Annotated in this window: 24 protein-coding genes; 9 read left to right on the plus strand and 15 right to left on the minus strand. The window is 43.7% G+C overall.

Translation table 11 applies throughout. The features are described from left to right. Positions 1-59 precede the first annotated feature (59 nt). Entirely contained in the window at positions 60-509 is a 450-nt protein-coding gene (locus ACFQ3S_RS14765; RefSeq protein ID WP_377165838.1) for a Crp/Fnr family transcriptional regulator, read from the plus strand. Positions 510-927: 418 nt separating this feature from the next. Here ACFQ3S_RS14765 and ACFQ3S_RS14770 read toward each other — a convergent pair whose 3' ends face one another. Next, entirely contained in the window at positions 928-1,146 is a 219-nt protein-coding gene (locus tag ACFQ3S_RS14770; RefSeq protein WP_377165785.1) for a hypothetical protein, read from the minus strand. A gap of 131 nt (positions 1,147-1,277) precedes the next feature. On the opposite strand from ACFQ3S_RS14770, the gene ACFQ3S_RS14775 reads away from it, so the two are divergent. The 4 genes from ACFQ3S_RS14775 to ACFQ3S_RS14790 all read left to right on the plus strand — a co-directional run bounded on the left by ACFQ3S_RS14775 (position 1,278) and on the right by ACFQ3S_RS14790 (position 7,310). Then, on the plus strand, positions 1,278-1,439 hold the full coding sequence (locus tag ACFQ3S_RS14775) for a hypothetical protein (protein ID WP_377165787.1): 162 nt from the start codon (positions 1,278-1,280) through the stop codon (positions 1,437-1,439). A 241-nt stretch (positions 1,440-1,680) separates the two neighbouring features. Further along, positions 1,681-2,265 carry a Pycsar system effector family protein gene (locus tag ACFQ3S_RS14780; RefSeq protein WP_377165789.1) on the plus strand — a complete coding sequence of 195 codons (585 nt, stop codon included), beginning with the start codon at positions 1,681-1,683 and terminating at the stop codon, positions 2,263-2,265. 27 nt (positions 2,266-2,292) lie between these two features. Next, complete coding sequence (locus ACFQ3S_RS14785; RefSeq protein ID WP_377165791.1) at positions 2,293-4,869, plus strand: BamA/TamA family outer membrane protein; 2,577 nt, start codon at positions 2,293-2,295, stop codon at positions 4,867-4,869. Between the two features lie 134 nt (positions 4,870-5,003). Continuing rightward, positions 5,004-7,310 (plus strand): GAF domain-containing protein, encoded by a 2,307-nt coding sequence (locus ACFQ3S_RS14790; RefSeq protein ID WP_377165793.1) that lies wholly within the window; start codon positions 5,004-5,006, stop codon positions 7,308-7,310. Positions 7,311-7,312: 2 nt separating this feature from the next. On the opposite strand, the gene ACFQ3S_RS14795 is transcribed toward ACFQ3S_RS14790, so the two are convergent. Further along, on the minus strand, positions 7,313-8,494 hold the full coding sequence (locus ACFQ3S_RS14795) for an anhydro-N-acetylmuramic acid kinase (protein WP_377165795.1): 1,182 nt from the start codon (positions 8,492-8,494) through the stop codon (positions 7,313-7,315). A gap of 60 nt (positions 8,495-8,554) precedes the next feature. Between ACFQ3S_RS14795 and ACFQ3S_RS14800 the strand changes: the two genes are divergently transcribed. Together ACFQ3S_RS14800 and ACFQ3S_RS14805 are read left to right on the plus strand one after the other, a co-directional pair. Then, a complete protein-coding gene (locus ACFQ3S_RS14800; RefSeq protein ID WP_377165797.1) occupies positions 8,555-9,694 on the plus strand; it encodes an acyltransferase family protein in 1,140 nt (379 codons plus the stop codon). 5 nt (positions 9,695-9,699) lie between these two features. After that, positions 9,700-10,173, plus strand: a complete 474-nt coding sequence (locus ACFQ3S_RS14805) for a DUF2059 domain-containing protein (RefSeq protein WP_377165799.1) — start codon at positions 9,700-9,702, stop codon at positions 10,171-10,173. 22 nt (positions 10,174-10,195) lie between these two features. Here the strand turns inward: ACFQ3S_RS14805 and ACFQ3S_RS14810 are convergent, their stop codons facing one another. Then, positions 10,196-10,825, minus strand: a complete 630-nt coding sequence (locus ACFQ3S_RS14810; protein WP_377165801.1) for a hypothetical protein — start codon at positions 10,823-10,825, stop codon at positions 10,196-10,198. Positions 10,826-10,898: 73 nt separating this feature from the next. Here ACFQ3S_RS14810 and ACFQ3S_RS14815 point away from each other — a divergent pair, with 73 nt between their 5' ends. Beyond that, positions 10,899-13,499 carry a ligase-associated DNA damage response DEXH box helicase gene (locus tag ACFQ3S_RS14815; protein ID WP_377165803.1) on the plus strand — a complete coding sequence of 867 codons (2,601 nt, stop codon included), beginning with the start codon at positions 10,899-10,901 and terminating at the stop codon, positions 13,497-13,499. Positions 13,500-13,790: 291 nt separating this feature from the next. Here the strand turns inward: ACFQ3S_RS14815 and ACFQ3S_RS14820 are convergent, their stop codons facing one another. From ACFQ3S_RS14820 to ACFQ3S_RS14830, 3 genes are all read right to left on the minus strand, one after another. Beyond that, complete coding sequence (locus ACFQ3S_RS14820; protein WP_377165805.1) at positions 13,791-14,141, minus strand: MmcQ/YjbR family DNA-binding protein; 351 nt, start codon at positions 14,139-14,141, stop codon at positions 13,791-13,793. Positions 14,142-14,411: 270 nt separating this feature from the next. Then, positions 14,412-15,293 (minus strand): NmrA family NAD(P)-binding protein, encoded by an 882-nt coding sequence (locus tag ACFQ3S_RS14825; RefSeq protein WP_377165807.1) that lies wholly within the window; start codon positions 15,291-15,293, stop codon positions 14,412-14,414. Between the two features lie 73 nt (positions 15,294-15,366). Continuing rightward, positions 15,367-15,930, minus strand: a complete 564-nt coding sequence (locus ACFQ3S_RS14830) for a Crp/Fnr family transcriptional regulator (RefSeq protein ID WP_377165809.1) — start codon at positions 15,928-15,930, stop codon at positions 15,367-15,369. 415 nt (positions 15,931-16,345) lie between these two features. Between ACFQ3S_RS14830 and ACFQ3S_RS14835 the strand changes: the two genes are divergently transcribed. Beyond that, positions 16,346-17,518 carry a hypothetical protein gene (locus ACFQ3S_RS14835; RefSeq protein WP_377165811.1) on the plus strand — a complete coding sequence of 391 codons (1,173 nt, stop codon included), beginning with the start codon at positions 16,346-16,348 and terminating at the stop codon, positions 17,516-17,518. 101 nt (positions 17,519-17,619) lie between these two features. On the opposite strand, the gene ACFQ3S_RS14840 is transcribed toward ACFQ3S_RS14835, so the two are convergent. The 9 genes from ACFQ3S_RS14840 to galE form a co-directional block, all read right to left on the minus strand. Further along, the gene (locus ACFQ3S_RS14840) at positions 17,620-18,291 is read right to left on the minus strand and encodes an energy transducer TonB family protein (RefSeq protein WP_377165813.1); all 672 of its coding nucleotides are present in this window, start codon (positions 18,289-18,291) and stop codon (positions 17,620-17,622) included. 38 nt (positions 18,292-18,329) lie between these two features. After that, complete coding sequence (locus ACFQ3S_RS14845) at positions 18,330-19,037, minus strand: peptidoglycan DD-metalloendopeptidase family protein (RefSeq protein WP_377165815.1); 708 nt, start codon at positions 19,035-19,037, stop codon at positions 18,330-18,332. A 14-nt stretch (positions 19,038-19,051) separates the two neighbouring features. Then, positions 19,052-19,429 carry a 30S ribosome-binding factor RbfA gene (gene rbfA / locus ACFQ3S_RS14850; RefSeq protein ID WP_377165817.1) on the minus strand — a complete coding sequence of 126 codons (378 nt, stop codon included), beginning with the start codon at positions 19,427-19,429 and terminating at the stop codon, positions 19,052-19,054. Between the two features lie 148 nt (positions 19,430-19,577). Next, positions 19,578-19,946: a hypothetical protein gene (locus ACFQ3S_RS14855; protein ID WP_377165818.1), complete on the minus strand. Its 369-nt coding sequence runs from the start codon at positions 19,944-19,946 to the stop codon at positions 19,578-19,580. 9 nt (positions 19,947-19,955) lie between these two features. Further along, positions 19,956-21,131, minus strand: a complete 1,176-nt coding sequence (locus ACFQ3S_RS14860) for an ABC transporter permease (RefSeq protein ID WP_377165820.1) — start codon at positions 21,129-21,131, stop codon at positions 19,956-19,958. Positions 21,132-21,318: 187 nt separating this feature from the next. Next, the gene (locus ACFQ3S_RS14865) at positions 21,319-21,585 is read right to left on the minus strand and encodes a four helix bundle protein (protein ID WP_377165822.1); all 267 of its coding nucleotides are present in this window, start codon (positions 21,583-21,585) and stop codon (positions 21,319-21,321) included. A 49-nt stretch (positions 21,586-21,634) separates the two neighbouring features. After that, positions 21,635-22,270: an MBL fold metallo-hydrolase gene (locus ACFQ3S_RS14870; RefSeq protein WP_377165824.1), complete on the minus strand. Its 636-nt coding sequence runs from the start codon at positions 22,268-22,270 to the stop codon at positions 21,635-21,637. Positions 22,271-22,371: 101 nt separating this feature from the next. Beyond that, positions 22,372-23,424: a dTDP-glucose 4,6-dehydratase gene (gene rfbB / locus ACFQ3S_RS14875; protein ID WP_377165826.1), complete on the minus strand. Its 1,053-nt coding sequence runs from the start codon at positions 23,422-23,424 to the stop codon at positions 22,372-22,374. A 22-nt stretch (positions 23,425-23,446) separates the two neighbouring features. Continuing rightward, on the minus strand, positions 23,447-24,469 hold the full coding sequence (gene galE, locus ACFQ3S_RS14880; RefSeq protein ID WP_377165828.1) for a UDP-glucose 4-epimerase GalE: 1,023 nt from the start codon (positions 24,467-24,469) through the stop codon (positions 23,447-23,449). Positions 24,470-24,549: the final 80 nt, after the last annotated feature.

Raw genomic sequence — 24,549 nt, forward strand, 5'->3', positions numbered from 1 at the left:
ACTGAAAAAAACTACGCAAAAAGCAGTATTATTTACAAGAGGGGGATGTAAGCAGATACATCGGGTTTTTAATAAAAGGGGCTATGCGCATTTATTCGGTAGACCAAAAAGGTCACGAGCATATTGTACGTTTTGGGATAGAGAACTGGTGGATGGGCGATTACGAAAGTTTCAACCTGCTTACCCCAACCAAGTATAATGTTGACGCGGTAGAAGATTCGGATTTATTAACGATCACCAATAGCCAGATGCAGGAGCTTATAGATAAAATACCGGCTGTTGCCGAGATGATTAAACTGCTGGACAGCCGCGCCAACATTGCCACCCAAAACCGCATCCATGCCGCCATAAGCCTTACGGCCGAAGAGCGTTACCAACACTTGCAAGATGCCTACCCGGCTTTCATCCAACGCTTCCCGCAAAGCATGATCGCCTCGTACCTCGGCATATCCCCCGAAACCTTGAGCAGGATACGTAAGCATAGTATAATGAGTAAGAAGGAGGGGTGAGCATGATTGTTTGTGCGAGTACAAAGGATCATCTTTGCGAGCGCCTAATGTAGTTAAGTTGAGGAAGATTGAGGATGCTCCGTAGGAGCTACCTGTTTGTAGCAAACACAATAAGCATGCTTTTATACCTCATAGAGGTTACCCTTAATTGTTATACAGGTTAGCACCTACGGCGCAAAAAATTAAGGTACACCAAATTGCTATAAACAGGTAGCCCCTAACGGGGCATGAAACCTTAACTTAATGACATTGGGCGATCTGTAGCGAATCAATTGCTGCACGGCAGGAAAAATGGCGACTTTTATACGCAGGAGGATTGCTTCGTGCCTCATGAAGATGAGTTTGTAAGATAGCTAACTTCGAAAAAGATTTTTCGTTATCACTCGAAATGACAGAATTGGGGTTTTGTAGATTAAGACTATCCTTTATTAATTTTCATCTTCTTTTGATGAACCGCTTTTTCTATTTTAGTAGGAAACGAGCCGTTGGCCCATGTAAAATAGCGTTGTCTTAAGCGATAAACTTCTTCCAGCCTTTCGCCTGGGGTTTTACTTAACCAAAAGGCAACATCAACAGAATCCTCATCATCCATTTTTACATGGTTAACAGCCATGACCATCTCTCTGATTTTTGCCATTTAATTCAGGAATAAATGAAATTATGTGCTACTCAAAAATACACAAAATTTCTCACATACATTTCCCATTAACATTTGTCAATTCCTTTTTTGCTATACATCATGCGTAAACGCCTGGCGTTACCGCAACTTTGCAGGGTAATTTCGGTATAGGAACATTGCCGGTAAAAACTTACATCCGCCAGTTTATTTGCTATATCAGGCTTAATCCTAAACCGGATTTTATGTTGCCCGCCAAAGCCGACCTGCAATATGCGGCCTTTATACCGGCCACAGAAGTTAAAGTGAACTGACAATACTACTTCAAACAGTGAATTGCTTATTTTTGCACAAGATGATGCTGAGATAGAACTCTTCAACCCCGGTATTAGTCCGGCCAGTATCATCTTATTTGGCGGCGAACCCTACACGGAGCCTATAATAATGCGGGCCCGTTAATAATGAACACCGTACCGAAATGGCACAGGCCTACGCCGATTTTGATGAAGGCAAGTATGGCACCGTTAACTATTAAGTTCATTAAAGCAACAGAACATGGCATCAGCAGATAAAAAGAAAGAAAAAGCCGATAAAGTAAAGAAAGACCTGCCCGATAAAGGGATAGAAACCATGTTCAGGGTCAGCAGCAGCAATCACCAGCGCCTGAGCGACATGGCCGATAACAAGGCCAACATCATGATCACCGTGAACGCCATTATACTTTCGGCTGTGATCAGTTTGCTGGTACGCCGGTTAGAAGATCAGCCGTATTTAACACTGCCTACCTTGTTACTCATTACCATAAGCCTGGTTGCGATGGTGTTTGCCATACTTTCTACCCGGCCAAATATACCGCCCGGCACATTTGCTCCGCAAGACGTGGACGACAATAAAGTGAACCTGCTATTTTTTGGCAATTTCTACAAAATGAACCTGCCCGACTATAAAGCCGCCATGCTTAAAACCATGGAAGACCGCGATATGCTGTACGGCAATTTAATTATGGATGGTTATTCACAGGGGGTGGTATTAGGCAAAAAGTACCGCCTGCTGCGCCTGTCATACAATATATTTATGTTCGGGCTTATTGCTTCGGTCATGGCTTTTTTTATTGCCGCGTTATTAAACGTAAAACACTAAACAATACCTATTTCAACCTGCACCGTCATGATCAAGAATTTTACTTTAATCATTCTGTTGCTGGGTGCCGCAACCTTAGGCTATGCACAGCCTAAAACCGGCATTAAAGCACCTGCTCCCATTTTTAAGGACAGCCTTACCGTTAGAGTACACCCCGTTTATGATAGCGTAAGCGGTTTTCACCGCTGGTTGTTTGGCGAGGGCTACCGTAAGGAGTGGGGTACGCCGGTAAAGTTACCACTCATTAAAGTATCGGAAGTATATGGTGGCTTGAAACCGCTGCGCGAGGGCGGCGGCATGCAATCCAAATCTCTGCGCCTGGCCGATAAACAAGGGAAGGAATATGTGATCCGTAGTGTAGAGAAGATGCCCGAAAAACTGCTTCCCCCAAATTTGCAGGGCACCTTTGCTGTAGATTGGATAGACGATGCCATGAGCAGCCAGCACCCGTTTTCGGCTTTAATAATGCCGCCGCTGGCCAATGCCGCTGGTGTAACGCAAGCCAGTCCGGTTATTGGGGTAATGGCACCCGATGCCGCCTTGGGTGAATACAGCAAGGTTTTTGCCGGCATGGTGGTTTTACTGGAAGAACGCGAACCGGCCGGAAAATCGGACAATACGCTCAAAATACTGCGCGATTTGCAAAACGATAATGATATTGGTTTTGATGGCAGGCAATTTTTAAAGGCCCGTATGCTCGATTTATTAGTGGGCGACTGGGACCGCCATGAAGATCAGTGGCGATGGATAGATAACAAAAAAGGCGTGGGCAAAAACTATGTGGGTATCCCCCGTGACCGCGACCAGGTGTTTCACGTAAACGATGGTGTGCTGCCCAAACTATCGGCCCTGCCTTACGTGGCACCCACGCTGCAAAGTTTCGATGCCGATATTAACAGCGTAAAGTATGCCATTTATAAAACGCGGTTTATGAACGCCTTCCCCAACGCACAGCTAAGCCAGGCTGAATGGGTGCGCCTGGCTAACGAGTTTGTAAAGGCAGAAACTGACCAGGTGCTGGAAGCCGGACTTAAACGCCTGCCGCCCGAGGTTTATGCCATACACCACGATGTGCTGCTCAACAAACTAAAAAAGCGCCGAGATGCTATACCTGCTGCCATGGATGAGTATTACCGTTTTGCTTATAAAACGGTCGACATTCGTACTACTAACAAAAACGAACTGGTTACCATTACCGACGGGGCCGAAAAAGGGCTGCGCGTACAGATCAATAAAATAGACAAAACAGGCCAGCCCAAAGATGCGCTATTGGATATAACCTATGCTCCTGCCATTACCAAAGAGGTGAGGCTATACCTACAAGGCGGCACCGATAAGGTTGTGGTAAATACGGCATTATCACCCATAAAACTACGTGTAATTGGCGGTGGCGGACAAAAAACTTATGAGGTAAAGCAATCGGCGAATAAGATCAATCTATACGATAAAAACGACAGCTTAACCTTAACTGGTGATGCAAGCCGATTGCGTAAACACCTGAGCAACGATACCCTGAACACTACCGTCATTCCCAACAATCCTTACAACGTATGGATGCCTTTAGCTACCGCCGCCATTAATGCCGACGACGGCTTTTTATTTGGCGCAGGTTTCAAATATACCCGGTACGAGGGTTTCCGCAAGTTGCCATATAGCAGCACGCAACAATTGTTAATTACGCATTCGTTTGCTACCGATGCGTTTCGCATCCGCTATAACGGCGAGTGGATACAAACCATAGGCAAGGCCGATTTGCTGCTCAACGCTTTTATACAAGCACCCGATAACACCCTTAACTTTTTTGGTCGAGGTAACCAAACCGTGTTAAACAAGTTTCCGGGTTACCGCAGGTTTTACCGTACCCGCTACAATACCTACCAGTTTGACCCGGCCCTTCGCTGGCATACGGGTAATAGTACCATTAGCGTGGGTCCGTCGTTTCAGTACTACCGCCTGGACCGCAGCGATAACATTGGCCGCTTTATCAATCAAAGCTCGCTCATTAAATCGTACGATAGCTTAACAGTAAACCAGGATAAGGCGCACTTGGGTTTAGCCATTAATTTTAACAGCAACCAGCGTAACAACAACATTATACCCAGCAAAGGCTACTATGTTAATATTATGGTGCAGGGGTTTACCGGCTTAAATACTTACAGTAAATCGTTCATCCAAATTAGGCCGGAGTTTACCTATTACCAAAAACTCAACAGCAAAGGTACTATTGTATTGAGCGACCGCATTGGCGGCGGCGTAAGCATCGGCAAACCGGCATTTTATCAGTCGATGTTTTTAGGCGGGCAGGGTAATTTACTGGGCTACCTGCAAAACCGTTTTGCCGGCGAACACATGGTGTACAACAACTTGCAGGGCCGGGTTAAACTGTTTGATATTGCCAGCTACATACTCCCCGGCCAGTTAGGGTTGAGCGGGTTTTATGATGCAGGCCGGGTTTGGGTTAAAGGCGAACAATCAACCCAATGGCATACCGGTACCGGCGGGGGTTTGTATTTTGCACCGGCAAGTTTGGTAATTGTTCAAGTGTTGGCGGGTTATTCTAACGAGGGCTGGTACCCTTATGTGTCCTTAAATTTCCGTTTGTAGTTTTAGGAGGTTTTTTGATGAAATGATGAAGTTTATGGAACTTTTGTAAACTTTTAAAACGGCCGGTAATTGGCTTGCATATAGCTCAACCTATCTCTTTATTTAAGTAATTTTGTGGAACTTTAAATGTACCTATGATCCTTCAGCCATATTTCGAGAGTCCTTTTGACATCCACATTTCATTTCACGTGCTGATAGCGCACCTGGAAAAAGTGGCGCTGGAAGGAACCGGCTATGTGGCCGAACGCGCGCAAGCGCTTTTAAAGGAAATAGCGCCTTATCCCGAACTTCGCAATGGCCTGAACGACCAATCGCAAATAGATGATAATCTGCCGGTTATTCAAAATTTATTGGCCGATTTGTTTCCCGCTGCACTGTCTCATAACGAAATTAAGGCGGTTACCATCCCGTTTTATAATATTATCATTAACCAAACCGACCGGCTTAAAAGTATTATGGAAGCGGCCGGTCAGGATTTTTATATTAACATTCGCGACTTTGACCAGCACCAGTTTTATGTAATGTGCTGTTGCCTCATTCTCAACGAGTTTTACAGCACAGCGCTTGATTTTGGCAGGCCCATGTTCTATGATATACCTACGGCTACGGGTGTAATGCGCCATTACCGCATCTTGTACAATGCCGATTTCCTGGAGATTTTTCCTACGGCCGAACACCCACAGTTAACCAAAGAAGTTATCAACCAACTCATTAACAATTATGATGATATAGGCCTTTGGAAGAGCATTTTTCCTCCCGGCAGTTACCAGCTGAAAGGTTTTGCAATTTTAAATATGTTCGATGCTACGGTAGAAAACGCGGTATCGGCCCTTAAAGGCACCTTAATAACCGGCCTGCATGATGTTAATGTGGAAGACGATTTCGAATCTATTTTCCGCTCCATATACCGCATCCCCGATCTGCACATCGGCTTCACTGCTTTTAATGCAGAAGAGAATAAGTTCAGCAGTATTGCCCCCTTGCGCAAGATCAGGAGTTATATGCTTAATAACAGCCCCGAAGCTATTTGTACCGATATTTTAGGCCCTAAATCCTATCATGCCATTATGGGCAAAAGCAACTATTTCGCCATATCCGATACCCAGCAATTTTTTCTCGAACATCCTGATAGTGAACTCGCGCACCAGTTTTTAATGCAGAACATACAAAGTTTTATACTGGCGCCTGTAGTTAAAGACGATCAGTTGCTGGGTGTACTGGAGCTGGCTTCCTCGCGCCCCGGCGAACTCAACAGCGTAAATGCCCATAAGCTGGAAACCGTGATGCCGTTTTTGGTGAATACGATAGACAGGCAGATCACCTCTACCCAAAACCAGATACAGGCCATCATTCAAAACGAGTACACCACCCTGCACCCCAGCGTACAGTGGAAATTTATGAAGGAAGCCCGCAAATATATTGAGCGCCGTAACGAAAATAAAGTGTACGAGCTCAAGGAAATCGTTTTTGAGGATGTGTACCCGCTCTACGGCCAAATAGATATTAAGGGTTCGTCGGACAGTAGAAACCTGAGCATCCAGCGCGATCTGAACAACCAGTTAACCGCGCTAATCGGCATTGTATCGCAACTGCAGGAGCTGGACGGGCTGGCTACCGAATACCTGCAAAAACTACTGGATTATAACGCCTCCACCGGCGATGTTTCCTTATTGGTAAGAACCGATACAGAGCAGTACATTCAAACGTTTGTAGATACCAGCATACATCCGTTGCTGCGTAATTTTTTAAGCTCAGATATTTACGGGGATACCATCACCGCTTATTTTGAACAGTTAGACAAGCTTACCGGCAGATTTTTTAAATACAGGCGCAAGTACGATACCACCGTATCTACCATCAATTTAAAAATGTCATCCATGTTGGATGAACGGCAGGTGGCCGCCCAGCAAATGTTTCCGCATTATTATGAGCGGTTTAAAAGTGATGGCGTAGAGCATAACCTGTACATAGGGGCATCCATAGTGCCTAACCATGTTTTTTTGCTTACTCATTTTTATGCCCTGCGCATGTGGCAGCTCCAAACCCTATGCGAAATGGAACGTGAGCATTATGCCATGAAAGCATCGCTGCCTTATCCGCTGGATGTTACCACCTTGATATTGGCGTTCAGTTCAACCATGTCTATCCGTTTCCGTATGGATGAAAAACGTTTTGATGTAGACGGCACCTATAATGCCCGGTTCGAGATCGTAAAAAAACGGATAGATAAGGCATTTGTTAAAGATACCAGCGAACGCATTACCCAACCCGGTAAAATAACAATTGTTTACGCCAGCGATCATGAGGAAAAGGAATATCTCGGTTACATTAAACAACTCCAGGCACAAAAACTATTAGGCGCCGAGGTAGAAAAGCTGGAAGTGGAAGACCTGCAAAGCATCTCAGGTTTAAAGGCGCTTCGTGCCAACATCCTGCATTAAACTTATCCTGGAAAGCTGAACTTACCCATTAATACAGCCGGAGCGTAACCAATGCCAACCGGTTCACCCACCACTGCTTCATTAGCCAGCAGGGCGAACAATATAGCTTCCTTAGCATCGGCATCAATACCTATCGCACTGGTATCTGCCATTTGCACACCTGCAAAAGCCCGGCTCAAATAATTGATTATAAATTCATTTTTAGCACCGCCGCCGCTGGTAAGCAGCTTGTCTATCTTATCGTTAATATTTGCTTTAATAAAGCGTATAATGGCTTCGGCAGTAAAGGCGCTCAAGGTGGCTATCAGGTCTTGAGGCGGTAAGTTAACCAAATTTGCACGATGTTGTGCCTCATGAATATACTGCTGGCTGAACAGTTCGGGACCAGTGGTTTTAGGTACTGCTTCGCTAAAAAAGGGATGAGCAAGCAGTTGGTTAAGCAAACTTTCATGCACGTGTCCGTTAAAGGCAATGCGGCCACCCTCATCGTACGGCTGGTTAAAATACTGCTGGCAGGCAGCATCAATCAAAGTATTGCCCGGGCCAACATCGGTACATATAATATTTTGCTGATTGGCCGGTAACCAGGTGAGGTTTGCTATGCCGCCCATATTCAACAAAATGCGGTTCTCTTGCGGATGGCTGCCCAGCAACACATCGCCATATAATGCCAAAGGTGCACCTTCACCACCAGCGGCAATATGTTTTTGCCTGAAATCGCTCAGGGTAATAATGCCTGTTTGTACAGCTATATGGTCGCCATCACCAATTTGCAGGGTGGCATTGGGGTATCCTTGTTGTTGATGAAGCCGTTTGGGGGCATGGTAAATGGTTTGACCGTGGCTGGCTATCAGATCTACCCCAACCGGCTTAATGTCCCAATCATTTAAGGCTTGCAAAATTAATTCCGCATGCATAGTACCAATACTGGCATTCAATAAACAAAGTTTTTCTAAACTTACCTGCTGCCTGGCAAACACCTGCCGTACATCTTGCTTAAAGGCATCTGTATAAGGTATGGTAACGAATTTAAGCAGCTCAAACCGGGTATTAAATCCATGCCCGGTAAAACGGCACAAGGCAATGTCCAGCCCATCTAATGAGGTGCCCGACATAAGCCCGATGATGAGCCGGTTTGGCTTGTCGGCAATGGAAACCAGCTTTTTTAAATTGGCATTTAGCATAACAATAAAGGTAAAGTTTGTTTGCCATAATTTAAGATATGTGCTTATATTAAGGGCATCATGACTCAAGCCCCCAACCTGCCATCTTATAAACCCCGCCTGCACTCGCTCGATGTGTTTCGGGGATTAACTGTAATGGTAATGACGCTGGTTAATAATCCCGGCGATTGGGGGCATATCTATCCGCCTTTAGAACATGCCGCCTGGAATGGCTGCACCGTAGCCGATCTGGTGTTTCCATTCTTCCTGTTTATTGTAGGCGTATCTATAGTATATGTGTTGGATAGCAAGAGGCAGAATACTACGCAACACGGCGCGTTAATGCTAAAGATAGTGAAGCGGGCGGCTATCATTTTTGGTCTGGGCGTGTTTATGTCGCTTTATTGGTATTGGGATTTTAGCACGGTACGTATTCCGGGCGTATTGCAGCGCATTGCTTTGGCTTACCTTATCAGCGCTTTCATATTTATTAAAACCGGGTATAAAACTCAAATTGGCTTACTGGTTTTCTTTTTAACAGCTTATTACCTGTTGCTTACCCAAGTAGCCGTACCTGGTTACGGCCCGGCCAATCTCGGGCCCGAAACTAACCTGGGCGCCTGGTTAGATAGAACGCTGATAGGCACCAACCACTTGTGGAAACAATCGCGCACCTGGGATCCGGAAGGAATATTAGGAACCTTGCCTGCTGTAGGCACCGCGCTGTTAGGCATATTAACAGGCACCTGGCTCAGGCAAAAAAACAAGGCTGAATCAATCAAAGTATATGGAATGTTGGGAGCAGGTTTGGTGTTGGTGGTTGCAGGCTGGTTGCTTAATCCTGTTTTCCCTATTAACAAATCTTTATGGACGAGCACCTTCGTGCTTTTCACCGGTGGATTGGCAATGCTGTTGCTGGGTTTTTGTTATTGGCTTATTGATGTAAAAGGTTATCGTAAATTAAACAAGCCCTTTGTGGTATATGGCGTGAACGCTATTACCGTGTTTGTAGCATCGGGCTTACTGGCCCGCACCATGAACAAAGTGCAGATTGATTACCAGGGTAATAGTGTGAGCCTGAGTGGTGCCCTTTACGATACCTTTTTCGATAATTACCTTAGTCCTGTAAACGCCTCGCTGGCTTGGGCCGTTAGCTATGTGCTGGTGTGGCTGGTTATCTTGTGGATTATGTATAATAGAGGTATCTTGGTAAAAATTTAAACAGCATGTATTTTAAACAGCCGTTTTTAATGATTGTATTTTTGGTGCTTTTGGCCGGTAACACCAAGGCTCAAACTCCGGCTGCTATTACGGCAGGCAGATTGCAGGCGGCGCAAAATTTATTAGTTGCAAGTGACCTGAATACGCAAATGGGTGCCATGTATGCCAATATTATTGAAGCTGGTAGCGCACAGATACCGGCAGATAAAAAAGTAAAGTTTAAAGAAGTGATGACTGCCTTTTTAAACAAGTACATGGGCTACGCTTCCCTGCGCGATGACATGGCCAAAATTTACGCCGAAGAATTTACCGAAGATGAGCTGAAAGATATTACCATATTTTACCTTACCCCGGCAGGCAAAAAAATGAACCAGAAACTGGCCGTATTACAACAAAAAGGTATGGCAGTAGCCCAGCAAAAAATGCAAAGCCACATGGGCGAACTGCAGGAGAGCATGAAAGCCGCCTTAGCCCAATAATATCCAAAAAATAAGGGCCGGTTTACTTAACCGGTTCTATGTTATCATAAATAGGCAAGTACGTTTGGCCCGGTTGAAACGATGGGTCAAATACGATGATGGCGGTGCAATTTTCCTGAGCATCTGTTTCAAAGGCTATACCCTTATTTGTTTTATAAATAGAGTACTTCCCATCTTTCTTTGTAACTACCGCCGACTTTTTAACGGTATAAAACTGTTTGATCTGTTGCAGTGTGGAGCGTACATAAATGCCATCGGCTGTGCTGAACCAGGGCGATGTGATCCTGATCTGTTTTACCATACTGTCCTCATTTTCGGTACCCATTTGGCGGGTAGAAAATACCATAGTTTGAAAACCGGTGGTATCGTGGTTGGCATACCAGATAGATAGCGATTTTCCCATAGCCGCGTCCCCGGCATCGGGCCTGCCCAAACGTTTAAACACCTTGGCTACGTTTTCGTTAATCTGTGTTTGTCCTATACACTTGCCGGGGATAATCAGTTTTGCAGCAGGTACGGGTTCAGCTTTGGCACTGCTATCCTGAACTACAACCGTTACAGTTGAATCTATTATTGTTTTATTCTTTTTAGGCGATTGGTTACAGGCCGCAAAACTTAAACCTATAAGTGATATTAATATAGAACAACGCATAAACTACATACAAATGAGTAGCGTTAGTGTTCGGCATGCAACTTAATTACGGTTGCTTTGTAGTAAATAAGGCATGAGCAACAAAGGGCAGCAAATTATTGGCGAATGGTATAAGCAAAAGGGCTGGTACCAGTTTCCGTTTCAACAGGAAATGCAGGATGCTTATCTCGACGGCTATTCGGGTTTGCTGAACGCACCTACAGGTAGCGGTAAAACGTTTGCCTTGTTCCTCCCTTTTTTAGTGGGCTACATTAACCAATACCCCGATACTTATAAAACACGCACCAATAACGGCCTGCTCATGTTGTGGATCACCCCATTGCGGGCGCTCACCAACGACATCCGCAAAGCCATGCAGGAAGTATGCGATGAGCTGGAACTCCCTTTCCGTATAGGTACCCGTACGGGTGACACCTCTGCCGCCGAAAAACAAGCGCTGAAAAAAAAGCTACCGGAAGTGCTGCTCACCACCCCCGAAAGCCTTCACCTCATGCTGGCTTCTAAAGATTACCCTAAGCTGTTTCAGCACCTGCAGGTAGTGGTTATAGATGAATGGCACGAGCTCCTGGGTACCAAACGTGGTGTACAAGTGGAGCTGGGATTATCGAGGCTGAGGAAGTTGTCAGTTCCCAGTTCCCAGTTGTCAGTTAAGAGCAGGCCGGATAAAGACATTCAGATACCAGACATCAGACAACAGTCAACAGAAAACTCACCCCTAAAAACCTGGGGCATCAGTGCTACCATTGGCAACTTGGAACAAGCCGCTCAGGTGCTGTTAGGAAGCAATTTCCCGGCAGATAGAATGAAAATGGTGCGGGCTAATATTGATAAGAAACTGGACATACGATCGGTGATACCGAAGGATGTGGAGAACTACTCGTGGACGGGGCATATTGGTTTAAAGCTGTTACCCGAAGTAATGGAGATCGTAGCCGGTGCTAAAACCACGCTTATTTTTTGCAACACCAGGGCGCAATCCGAAATTTGGTATCACGCCATACTAAATAGCTATCCTGAATATGCCGGCATAATGGCTATGCACCATGGTTCGCTGGATAATGAGCTGCGTAACTGGGTAGAAGGGGCCTTGCACCAGGGCATACTGAAAGTGGTGGTTTGTACATCGAGCTTAGATTTAGGGGTCGATTTTCGCCCGGTTGATACGGTAATACAGATAGGTAGCCCTAAAGGAGTCGCGCGTTTTATGCAGCGTGCGGGGAGGAGCGGTCACCATCCGGGGGCGGTGTCAAAAGCCTTTTTTATTCCTACCCACTCGCTGGAACTATTGGAGGGTGCTGCTTTAAAACAGGCTATTGCCAATGTAAATTTTGAAAGCCGGGATCCTATTTTGCTGGCCATTGATGTACTAATACAGTACATGGTTACATTGGCCGTATCAGATGGTTTCCGTGCCAATCAGTTGTACCGCGAGGTAAAAAGCACCTATGCCTTTGCCGATTTACGCGAGAGCGAGTTTGGCGAATTGCTGGAATTTATTACCACCGGCGGGGCTACGTTATCGCAGTATGATGAGTTTTTAAAAGTAGAGGTAGAGGACGGTTTATATAAAGTGAACAGTCGCCGGGTGGCTATGCGGCACCGGTTGAGCATAGGCACCATTACCAGCAGTGTAAGTTTACGCGTAAAACTGTTGCACGGCGGTAATTTGGGTTCTATTGAAGAAGGTTTTATATCAAGATTAAAACCTGGCGACACGTTTTGGTTTGCCGGCCGCAGCCTCGAATTTGTACAGCTGAAGGAAATGACGGCCTTTGTACGCAAATCCAACAAAACTAAAGGACTCATTCCCAGTTGGGCGGGCGGGCGTATGCCGCTCTCCTCGCAGCTATCGTCGGTTTTACGCGAGAAGCTGGACGAGGTTGCCCATCATTTAGAGAAAGATGAAGAAGTAGTTGCCCTGCGATCCTTGTTCAATTTACAGGAGGAACTTTCACATTTGCCCAAAAAAACCGATCTGCTCATCGAGTCTTTTGAGTCGCGCGACGGGCACCACCTGTTTTTTTACCCTTTTGAGGGCAGGCTGGTTCACGAGGGTATGGCTTCGCTGATCGCCTATCGTATAAGTAAGATCAAGAAAGCCACCTATAGCATAGCCATGAACGATTACGGCTTTGAATTATTAACAGACGAACCTATTCCCTTCATGGAAGCGCTGGAGGAAGACTTATTTACTATTGATAATTTAATAGACGATATACAGCACAGCCTTAACGCTAATGAAATGGCCCGCAGGCGGTTCAGGGATATTGCACACATTGGTGGGCTGGTGTTTACCGGCTATCCGGGTCAGCCTATTAAAAACAGGCACCTGCAGGCCAGCACCGGGCTGTTATTTGATGTTTTTCAGGAATACGAGCCCAACAACTTGCTTATACGGCAGGCTTACAACGAAGCATTGGCCTTTCAGTTAGAAGAGTTTAGGTTAAGAGAGGCCTTGCAGCGTATTCAAAAGCAGGAGATCATTATTAAAACAGTGGAGCGCCCTACCCCGTTCGCGTTCCCGATAATGGTAGATAGGTTGCGTGAAAAGATCACTATGGAAAGCCTGGAAGAACGGGTTGCCAAAATGGCCCGCCGATACGATGCCTTTGAAAATCCGTTAGAAGAACCGGAACCTGCGCTACCACCAAAAACCCGCAAAAGAAAGCGTTAAACGTACACTAAGGTATATTTTTATTCATTTTTTCCCATTGGGAACCTGCTGATTGTGGAACTCGTTTCTCACTCCTGAGAGTTGTAAGAAAAAATGTGGTGTATTTAATCCGTTTAAGCCATAATTAAGCATTGGAACAGGTTTTGCCTTAATCTTACGCATTTAGTAACGTAAACAATTCCCATGATTATATTAATTACCACTTTAGTTGTAGCCAACGTTGTTGTAGCGATTAACAACAAAAGAAAGACTATATAAACATTAGCCATTCATTGCTGATACTTTATACGGTTAGCCTAATAACTCCGCTTTTATCTTTTTAGGCAGGCTGTTTAATATTAACTCGTAAGAGTGGTCTATTATTTCGCAAAGCTGCTTGCGGGTTAATGAGCCATCCATAAATACAGTGTTCCAATGCTCCTTGTTCATGTGGTAACCGGGTTGTACCTCGCTAAATTGCTCGCGCAGTTCAATGGCGCGTTCGGGATCGCACTTTGCGTTAAACCGGTTTCCCTGCTCTAAACTGGTAAGCAGGAATATTTTACCTCCAACTTTAAAAACTAAAACGTCTTTATCAAAGGGCATACCCTCTTCGGTAAATGGTTTTTGCAGGCAGTACTCGCGTAGTTCTTCGGTATTCATAAGTTAAAGATAAGATTTTGACTATGCAAACAAGGCTCTCTTTATAGAGTGAATCATTATTTACCGCTAAAAATCACACGCTCTCCGCCTTCAACCTAACATCAAAACATTTACACTGAAAAGAGACCGTATTGATGGCCCTACACGTCCAATTATAACAGCTGTCAATATCCTATCCTCCAAGCGTTTCTCCTGGTAAAGGTGCTTACACAAAAATTCGGCATAAACACTCAGATGGGTAAAAATATTAACAGCTTTACCTACTATATTTTAAATGTTATGTTCTACAGGCGACCAGTTTATGCCTTCATACCTGTTGTTATTCAATTTTAAATGATGCACCAAGAACATACTGTAGAGGTATTGTGCCTGCTGCCATTTAGGATATAACTGATTTTCACCTTCAGGGTTAGCGGCTCGCTGCGCTTTGTTATAAGCGGAGAAACTTTCCATAGAACCCTTATTAATCAATTGAAAATTTGATCCTTTATTTTTTTGGCTCAAGCTAATCAGCTCATCGGGGCTAACCTGAAAACTGGCGATCCGTAAATATCTTGGAGTTGTATTATCCAGTGCTGCCCTTGCAGTAAAAGCGGCAGTATCGTCCATTGTGGTAAAATCTATTTTCCAGCCGGCCTTATTATCGTAATAAGCGATGCTTTTTTCCTTTGTATTATAGAGTGGTATATTATATCGCAGTATATCAGCGAAAGCGCCGTTAAAGATGGATGTTGCCTGTATCGGGGCATTATTCAGCTTTTCTTCAAACTCTTTTCTCCAATCAAAATTCCTGTTATCGCCAACGGGCATTGTTGTAAAATCGGTAGAAAAATCGGAAGGGATAAACCGGGGAACACCGGCAGAAACTGCAGCATTCAAGAGTTTGGTTTGCGTACCAACAATCACATCGTGTAGTCCTGCAAGGGCAGATACTACACAGGAAACGCCATTGCAAGCACCAACCAGTTCCTGTTCGTTGTACAAATTAACCTTAAAAACATCTACACCCAATTGCTCAAGTGCTGTTACTTTTTCAGGGTTGCTTCCTTCACGAATTAACCCTCGGACGGGGACATTTAATTTAATTAGCTCGCGGCATATTCTCTGACCAAGATTACCCGTAGCTCCAGCTACTAATATTAGATTTTTCATTTTCTGTTTTGCTAATGATGCAAAGGTATAACCAGGAACGGCTGTAAAAACTACCATTTGGTAGGTAATCAAATTATTTGATATTTTTTCTGATCCTGCTCAGCGCGTTAGGAGTAATGCCGAGGTAAGAGGCGATCTGTTTCACTGGAACCCTCTGTATCAGTTCTGATTTTGCTATAAATTCCAGATAACGTTCTTCGGCAGACAAGGTTTGAAAGCTGATGATCTGGTCTATCATACGCACGGCCATAGCTTCCCAGGTTACCCGGCCAAACTCCTGCCATGCATGAAATTGTTTATAAAGCTTTTCCATATCCGGCTTATCAATGTAAAACAACTCTGTATCTTCTATAGCTTCAATATTGAACCTGCTTGGTGTTTGTGGATTTAAGCTCGAAATTTCAGTAAAAAATTCATCCTGAAAAACAACCCACGCTGTTAACTGCTCATCAAATTCTCCAAAAAAGAAACGAAGCGCACCCGATTCGATGTAATAATACTGCTGGGCGATCTGTCCCCGTTTTAAGATCAACTGGCCTTTTTTTATCTTTTTTATTTTAAAAAGGGAAATAATGACTTCCAGATCCGATTCTTGAACGGAAACCTTTGACTTTATAAAATCAGCTAATATTTTCATATTTATAATTTGCATATAGCTGAACTGCGATCTGTATAAAAACAGCCCCCGAACATACACGCAAGTCTAAAGTAAAACAGAGGTTCGTTTCTAAATTTGAACACCGCAAAAATATTGCTCATAAAGATTTGCTGAAAGTTAACATTAATTGAAAGAGTGCCGAAACTCAAATGGCGAAACGTTGGTTTTACTTTTTAAATAGTATGTTTTGCGTTTAGGATATATTTTCACGAGTGCACAATACAAACAAGGGTTGTATTGTTAGAATACTAAAATCTATACAGAAGAAAATAAACAAAATATTCTAAGCCCTTTCGCGTAATAAGATAGTGACAGTAATTATATTTAGCACAGCATTTCATACTTCTGTTATATTTGATAAGTTGTTACCCAATATTTATACCTGATAAATTTTATGCACGAAAACCTTTGTACTAAAGAGATGGCAGAAGCGGCTAATAACCGTTTTGAACTGGAAATGTACAAGTGTTTGCACACCTGGGTTTGGGGTCATGAGGATAAAACCATCCTCCGGTTCAACCAGTCATTAAATAACTATTTGGCTAATGATGCGCTACGCGATTTCTTTTTGAATACGCAGCACCCGATTCAGGCTTTATTAGAAAATGATTTTATTGCCTGCCATTTAAGCAGAGAGGTAGAAAATGTTTATTTCGATTCGGAGAGTGGAGACCCTTTGTTAGCCCGCACAGAGCAACGGATTTATAATCTTGCACGCAGGATGAGTATGGAAAAGATGCATATCCCATTTCGCTCGGTTCACCCCAATAAACAGACCGAAGCAGGCGACACCGCAGATGTTAATACCTATCCTGAAAACTCTGAAGAAATTCGCTATAATAGCGGCAATCACTTTATCAGCCGTCCGGCAAATAATAATGTTTTTGAGGAAAACAGCAAACGTTGTATAGCAAAATCGGAAGGTAATTTGCATGTACTTTTTAAACGTGGCTATCTGGAAGATCGCTTGCAGGATGTAAAAGAGTTTACAGGCGCATTGCATACGGCTGGTGAAACTCGGTTGCAATTCATGGTGATTTATAGTAGGCATTCGCCACAAGAGGGGCATTATGGCGTGTCTCTTGTAATTATGGACCCTGCAAGCCCCAACTTTCCGAAGCGGGTTATGGTGTGCGATACCCTGCTCAAGGAATTGCCGCAGCACCCGCGCTGGTGGAATCATTTTATTGCAGAGTATTCGCAGGTATTTGGCGGTGCGGTTGCCGAAATCATAGAAGATCTTTCGCATCCTTTACAAAAGGTAAATATCAAAGGTGAAAATCCTTATCGTCATGATTGGGACTGTCCTTATTATGCGGCCAGTATGGCGGATGCCCTGGCCGAGTTAGTGAAAAGCTGGCCCGAACTTATGCTGAACGGAAGTATTGATGAGATCCATAATGCCATGAAATACAAAATGCCCGATTACTACCACCAAAACCTTGAAATTAAAGACCGGCCTGGTTTGCAACAGGCCAACCGATTAAAGCGATGGAACAGCGGACGCGAAGTGATTAAAGAGCTATTGATGGAATTAGCCGCAAAACGGCTTATGAACTTTAAATAATTTCAAGGTTACAAGCTAAACAATCTGTTGATTTACAGATATATATAAGTTTATTTAGCGTAATAATTAAGCTCATATACCGAGTTGTTGGTTGCGTTACCTTAATTACAATGTTTGGCTAAAAAGGCATCAGCCATATCACTTCCTGTATTTTTAATAAATTTCCAATCTTTACAAGCACCTTCCTTATCGCCCTGTTTTAACTTTTGATTGGCTTGCTCCAGCAGATCTGTCCACAACTCTTCATCAATATCCAGTTCTTTTTTAAGCGCCTCAATTGTGCTTTCTTTTTCCAGATCGGCCTTACCGGCGTATTTGTTAATGTAGTAGTTGGTCACAGCGTTTTCCAGTTCCTGCCGCTTTTGGTAAATTACTATGGCTTGCTGCATACTCATATTTTGCCCGGTACGGCTTTGGCATTTTACATAATCGGGGGTAAAGCGAATAGGCAACACCACACGCACGCTACCGGTATAATTGGCCGGTATCATCCACTTGCCCGAGGTAAGTTTTACTACGCGTAATGCTTCATCATCCAAATCAATACCCGGCCCTTGTTGCACTTTGGCATCGGTAACCTTGCCATCCTTATCAATAGAAAACCCTACATTGATGGTAGCGGCAATACAATTTTGACTGGAAAATTCCGGGTAAATCAATTTGTTGCTTATAAAGCGGTCGAGCGCGGCTGCGCCATCTTTAAATACGGGTTGCGCTTTGCCTATTGCTGTGCAACACCAAAGTATTATAATAGAAGTGATAACTTTTAACATTTTAAATCAATTACTTAACTAAAACGCTAACAGTTAAATCAGATTATAGTTGCTGTAGAAAATTGTAAAATTACATCGGGGTCGGGAATGTTTTTTGACCACTTTTCTTTTTCAGAATAGGGTGCCACACCCGGGTAGTCACCAGTGCGGCCCTGCATATCAAACATCAATTGAAAGTGGAGGTGTGGCGGCCAGCTTCCATTTTCGTAGGCGGTACCCATGCTGGCAATTTGCTGGCCCTGATTGATGGATTGTCCAACTTTTAAACCGTTTAAACAGGCTTTGTTCAGGTGCCCGTACAAAGTGTATAAGGACATGCCATCTAAATTATGCTGTAAAATTATGGTCGGGCCATAATCGCCGAAATAATGATTATCCTGAAAGCTGTGTACGGTACCTCGCAACGGTGCATAAACAGGTGTGCCGGCAGCGGCCCACACATCCATGCCCAAATGCAAACGGCGCGGCTCTTGCCCGTTGGTATTAAATAAATTACTGCGGGCATATAAGGTACGGTGCTCCATATAGCCACCAATACCGTAACGGCAACCACTCTGCGCCAGCTGAGTATCAACCCACCTACTAAACTTCGAGGTATCGGCAATGTCTTCTGCCGATAGTTCGGTGTTGGCTTCGGTAAAATCTAACTGTAATAAGCGATCTTGCGCCGGGTCAAAATCAACTATGGTGCTTACTTTGCTGCTGTTAGCTGCTAAGTAACTGGCTAATTGCTGGTGGAGGTTCATTACCGGGTGTAAACTTATTCTGCTTCCTCGTCGGGTTGGCGGGGCTCTTTGCTTATTTTATCAAACAATTTATCCATACGCTCCACGTATTCGTTGGTATCATCTACAAAAAACTCCAGCTGTGGTATCACCCTAACCTGGTCTTTAATGCGGGCACCCAGTTTATACCTAATCTCTGAAGCATGTGATTTTACCAATTGCAGCGATTGCTGAACGTTAACATTATTAAAAAAGCTTAAAAACACACGTGCAATAGCCAAATCGGGCGTTACTCTTACCTTGGTTATGGTTACCAGTGTATTTGGTAAATACGATTGCCCTTCGCGCTGAAATATTGTAGCCAGGTCTTGCTGTAAAACACCGGCAAATTTTTGTTGACGTTTTGATTCCATGATAGTTTCTTTTTTAAATAGGTTAAGGGTTGAATGGGGCAAAGATGCAATATGCTGATTAAAAGTTGAACGGTTATTAAGCGGTTTGGTTATGTAATCCTAAACACTTTTACCTTTCATCCTTAACCTTTCAGCTTTTTACCTCGCTTCAATTACACAACTCCAACGGTATCTCTTTGGTTATTTTCAGTACTTTTTTAACTACCAGGGTACTATCGTATTCAGAACCCATACCCTCGCTTCCCGAGCGTATTTTTGTAGCTTCTACTTCTACATAAACCGGTTCGTAAGGCTTCTCAAAATTCATTTGCGAGTATTGAAGTTCCAATTGTGCCGAACTGTCTGTTACCCAGTACTCATGTGTATCATCGCAGTTCTTAAACGATTTTACTTCGGGGCCATAACTATACAAGCCCTTAAAAACGTGTAACGAACCTGCTTCATTACCATTGCGGTTGCAAGCCCATAAGGCTGCTACCAACACCACCAATCCATATTTGTAAAGCCTGTACCGCATGGTGCAAATTTATAAATCCTGTTTAATATCGTCTAACCCTTTTATGCTTAAACGCGCGCTAATGACCGATGCAATAACCGAGATGCCTGATACGGTTAAAAAAACCAGTATAAAATCGCCCGGCTTCATATCAACCGGGTAAGCATCAATCACCATCATTGCCCCGCCCATTTTGATGAGGCCAAACTGCTGCTGTAACACACAAAAAACGGAGCCGGCTACAATGCCAAGCACGCATCCGGTAACCGATATCATCATCCCTTCAAAAAAGAAAATACCTTGAATGAGTGGTTTGCCGGCCCCCAAACTGGTTAATATGGCAATATCCTTACGCTTATCCATCACCAGCATGGTTAACGAACCTATGATGTTAAATATAGCAATGATAAGCACAAAAGTAAGGATCATAAACACCGACCAGCGTTCATAATTTAACGTTTTATACAATTCGGTATTTTGCTGGTAGCGGTTTTTTACGGTGAAACCCCTGCCTACGTTTTCTTCTATTTCTTTTTGCTGGCTATTAACGTTGGTGCCTTTTACAAAATTAAGCTCAAGCGATGACACTTCCTTAGGTTCATCGAGAAGGTTGCGGGCGAAAGAAATTGGAGTTACTACTATATCATCAAAATCTTGTTGAATAGAAAAAACGCCCGATACATTAATGGGCAGCCTCACAAACTCATCTTCGGGATTTATGGAGTTAACTATTTTACGCCGGGGCGAGTAGATCTGCAGGGACGATAATTCATCCCGGATACTTACCCCCAAGCTATTTTGCACCGTTGAACCGATAACGGCATAAGGCAGATCATTCGATTTTAAAATAAATGCTCCGTTTTGTATGGTACTATCCAGCTGTTTGTTCTTTAAAAAATCGTCGCTCACACCACGTATGGTGCCAATAAACTGACGCGACCCATACCTGATCAGCGCCTTTTCTTCTAATGCCTGGGTGTAAGAAAATACTTTTGGGTTTTTACGAAGCGTACTAAAATAGGGCGTATTGGGATTAAATGTTTTCCCACGCACCGGCTCTATCTTTAGCTCAGGCGTAAAGTTATTGTATAACGACAGGATCACCTTCTCGAAACCGTTAAATACCGATAGAATAATAATCAGTGCTGCGCTACCCACAAATACCCCCAGCATAGATATACCAGAAATGATATTAATGGCATGCATCTTTTTCCGTGAAAATAGGTACCGTTGCGCTATGTATATGGAGGTGTTCAAGGGGGGTTCGGGGTTTTGGGAGCGAGGATCGGGGTTGAGTGATTAACTAATTTGTGCCTGGTGGTGTTTAATAAAGCCCGCTAATAGTATCCTGATCCTTTTAAGTTTCTGTAATAATATATTTAACTGTGCTTCGTCAATAAAGTTCATCTAAAGAAAGATATAATTGCGTTTCCAATTCAAATGCAGCAGAGCCGCGGGCGATATATAGAAATTGCATAGTGTCTTTTATATGACTACGTCCGCATCCTTCAGCAATATTGGAAGGTATAGAAATTACGGAACGCTTAATTTGTGATTGCAAACCATACATTTCCTCTTTTGGAAAGAACTGCACACAATCATAAACCATTTTAACCAGAATTCTGGATTCTTTCCACACTTCTAAATCGGTAAAAGTCATTTAGTTTGTCATTAATTTTCCCTCCCGTCCCCGCACCCCGACCCCTCACCTAAAAAAACGGGTTAGTCTGTTTCTCAAAACCAATAGTAGTTTCGGGGCCGTGACCCGGATACACGGTTACGTTATCAGGTAGGGTGAAAAGTTTTTCTTCGATATTTTTAAGGAGTTGGGCATGGTTGCCGCCGGGCAGATCGGTGCGGCCAATACTACCGCGAAACAATACATCGCCGCCAACAACAATACCATCGGCCTTACAGTAAAAGCACAGATGCGCAGGCGAGTGGCCGGGTGCAAAAATGAGTTCTAAGGTGGTGTTGCCAAACTTTATGGTGCCGGTTTCGGGCAAATAAGTATCGGGCATGGGCGATAGTTTGTAGCGGATACCCGATTGCTGGCTCCAAACCGGTGCAGCCTGCAAAACTACCAGTTCGCCCTCGTGAAACTGAGGTTTTAAACCATACTGATCGAACACAAACTTGTTGCCCAACACATGATCTATATGGCAATGGGTATTTAAAAGTAAAACAGGTTTTAAACTGTTCGCTGCAATGAAATTAACCACCGCGTTTTGCTCAGCCGCGGTGTACATACCCGGATCAATAATAGCACATTCGCCGCTATCGTCGTATAACAAATATGTATTTTCCTGATATGGATTATTAGCAAATGCCTGGATATTAGCCATAGTGCCAAAGGTAAGATTAAACGTGCTACAAACAAAAAATGCAGGATTTTGAAAAGTCCTGCATTTTTTATCTTCTACTCCTTCTTTAAAGGATAGGGATTTTAGCGGTTGTCATATTGCTCTTCGTAATATTGCTGGTAATGGCCCGATGTTACATCATTCAACCATTCTTCGTTGTTTAAATACCAGTCTACCGTTTTCTCCAAACCTTCTTCAAACGTAATGCTTGGTGTCCAGCCCAGCTCTTCTTTCAGTTTAGTAGCATCAATGGCATAGCGCAAATCATGACCGGCACGGTCGGTTACGTAAGTGATGAGTTTTGCCGATGTTCCCGGCTCACGGCCTAATTTGGTATCCATTACCTGGCATAGCAATTTAATCAGGTCTATATTAGCCCACTCGTTGTGGCCGCCAATGTTATAGGTTTGACCTGATTTTGCCTTGTGGAAAATTACATCAATAGCACGGGCATGATCTTCCACCCATAACCAATCGCGGATGTTTTCACCTTTTCCGTAAATGGGGATAGGTTTGTTTTGTTTGATGTTATGAATAGATAGCGGGATTAGTTTCTCAGGGAAATGGTATGAACCATAATTATTAGAGCAGTTAGAGATCACGGCATCCATACCATAAGTGTCCTGATAGGCACGCACCATGTGATCTGAACTGGCTTTTGATGCCGAATATGGCGAATGCGGATCATAAGCGGTTTCTTCGGTAAACATACCGTCTTCTCCTAATGAACCATAAACCTCATCGGTTGATACATGGTAAAAACGGGTTTGGTCGTAACGGCCTTTCCAGTGAAAGCGGGCCGCATTCAGCAGGTTAACCGTACCCACAATATTGGTCATTACAAACTCTAACGGGTTAGAGATAGAACGATCCACATGCGATTCGGCTGCCAAGTGAATTACGGCATCGGGCTGTTCAGCACCAAAAAGGGCATCAATAAATGCAGCATCAACAATGTCGCCTTTAATAAATTTGTAATTAGGCTCGTTTTCAATGTCTTTTAAGTTAGCCAGGTTGCCTGCATAAGTTAATTTATCGAGGTTGATGATCTGGTACTCGGGATGAAACTTTACAAACCTGCGCACCACGTGCGACCCAATAAAACCGGCACCGCCGGTAATAATAATTTTTTTCATGTTTTTTGAACCTATATATTCTTTACAACGGTTTAACGGCAATTGCTTTTTCCCACTCCCAGGCCGATGCCATCATGGTATCTACGTTAAGTTCGGCGCGCCATTTCAGCACTTCGGTAGATTTGGTAACATCGCCCCAAACCTGCTCTACATCACCATCGCGGCGCGGACCAATAGCCCAAGCAAATTTAACACCGGTAGCACGTTCAAAAGCGTTCACAATTTCCAGTACCGATGTACCTTTGCCTGTGCCAATGTTAAATACATCATACCCTACAAAGCTTTCATCTTCCATGAGTTTTAAAGCTGCAACGTGCGCTTTGGCCAAATCAACTACGTGAATGTAATCGCGTACGCAGCTGCCATCGGGCGTATTATAATCATTACCAAATACAGTAACTTTTTCGCGTTTGCCAATGGCTGTTTGCGTAATAAACGGTACCAGGTTTTGTGGCACACCTATAGGTAATTCGCCAATTAAAGCCGATTCGTGCGCACCTACCGGGTTAAAGTAACGCAGTGAAACTACTTTATATTTGCTGCCTGAGGCGATCATATCTTTCAAGATCTCTTCTGCAACCTGCTTGGTATTACCGTAAGGCGACTGTGCGGGTTTTACCGGAGCATCTTCGGTTACAGGCAAATTATCTGGCTGGCCATAAACAGTACAGCTTGATGAAAACACGAAGTTTAATGGTTTGCCGTAGTAGCCATTCAGTAAATTTAATAAAGAATAGAAGTTATTGCGATAGTATTTTAACGGGAATTGTACCGATTCGCCCACTGCTTTAAACGCAGCAAAGTGAATAATGCCATCCACATCGGGTATGGAAGTAGCCAGGTTTTTTACCGCAGCTTCATCACACAGGTCTAATTGGTGAAAGGCTGGTTTAAAACCCAGTATAGTAGTTAACTGGTTTAATATACTGATGTGCGAGTTAGATAAATCATCAATAATGATGGGTTCATAACCGGCCTGCACCAGCTCAACCACGGTATGTGAGCCAATAAAGCCTAAACCACCGGTTACTAATATTTTTTTCATAGGTTGTTTTTCCGCAATAATAAATATTATTTATTGAATTGAGAGAACTCCTTGTGTTCGATAACGTGCTGTGGGAGTGA

It is taken from the genome of Mucilaginibacter terrae, from assembly GCF_042679325.1.
Classification (GTDB): Bacteria; Bacteroidota; Bacteroidia; order Sphingobacteriales; family Sphingobacteriaceae; genus Mucilaginibacter; species Mucilaginibacter terrae.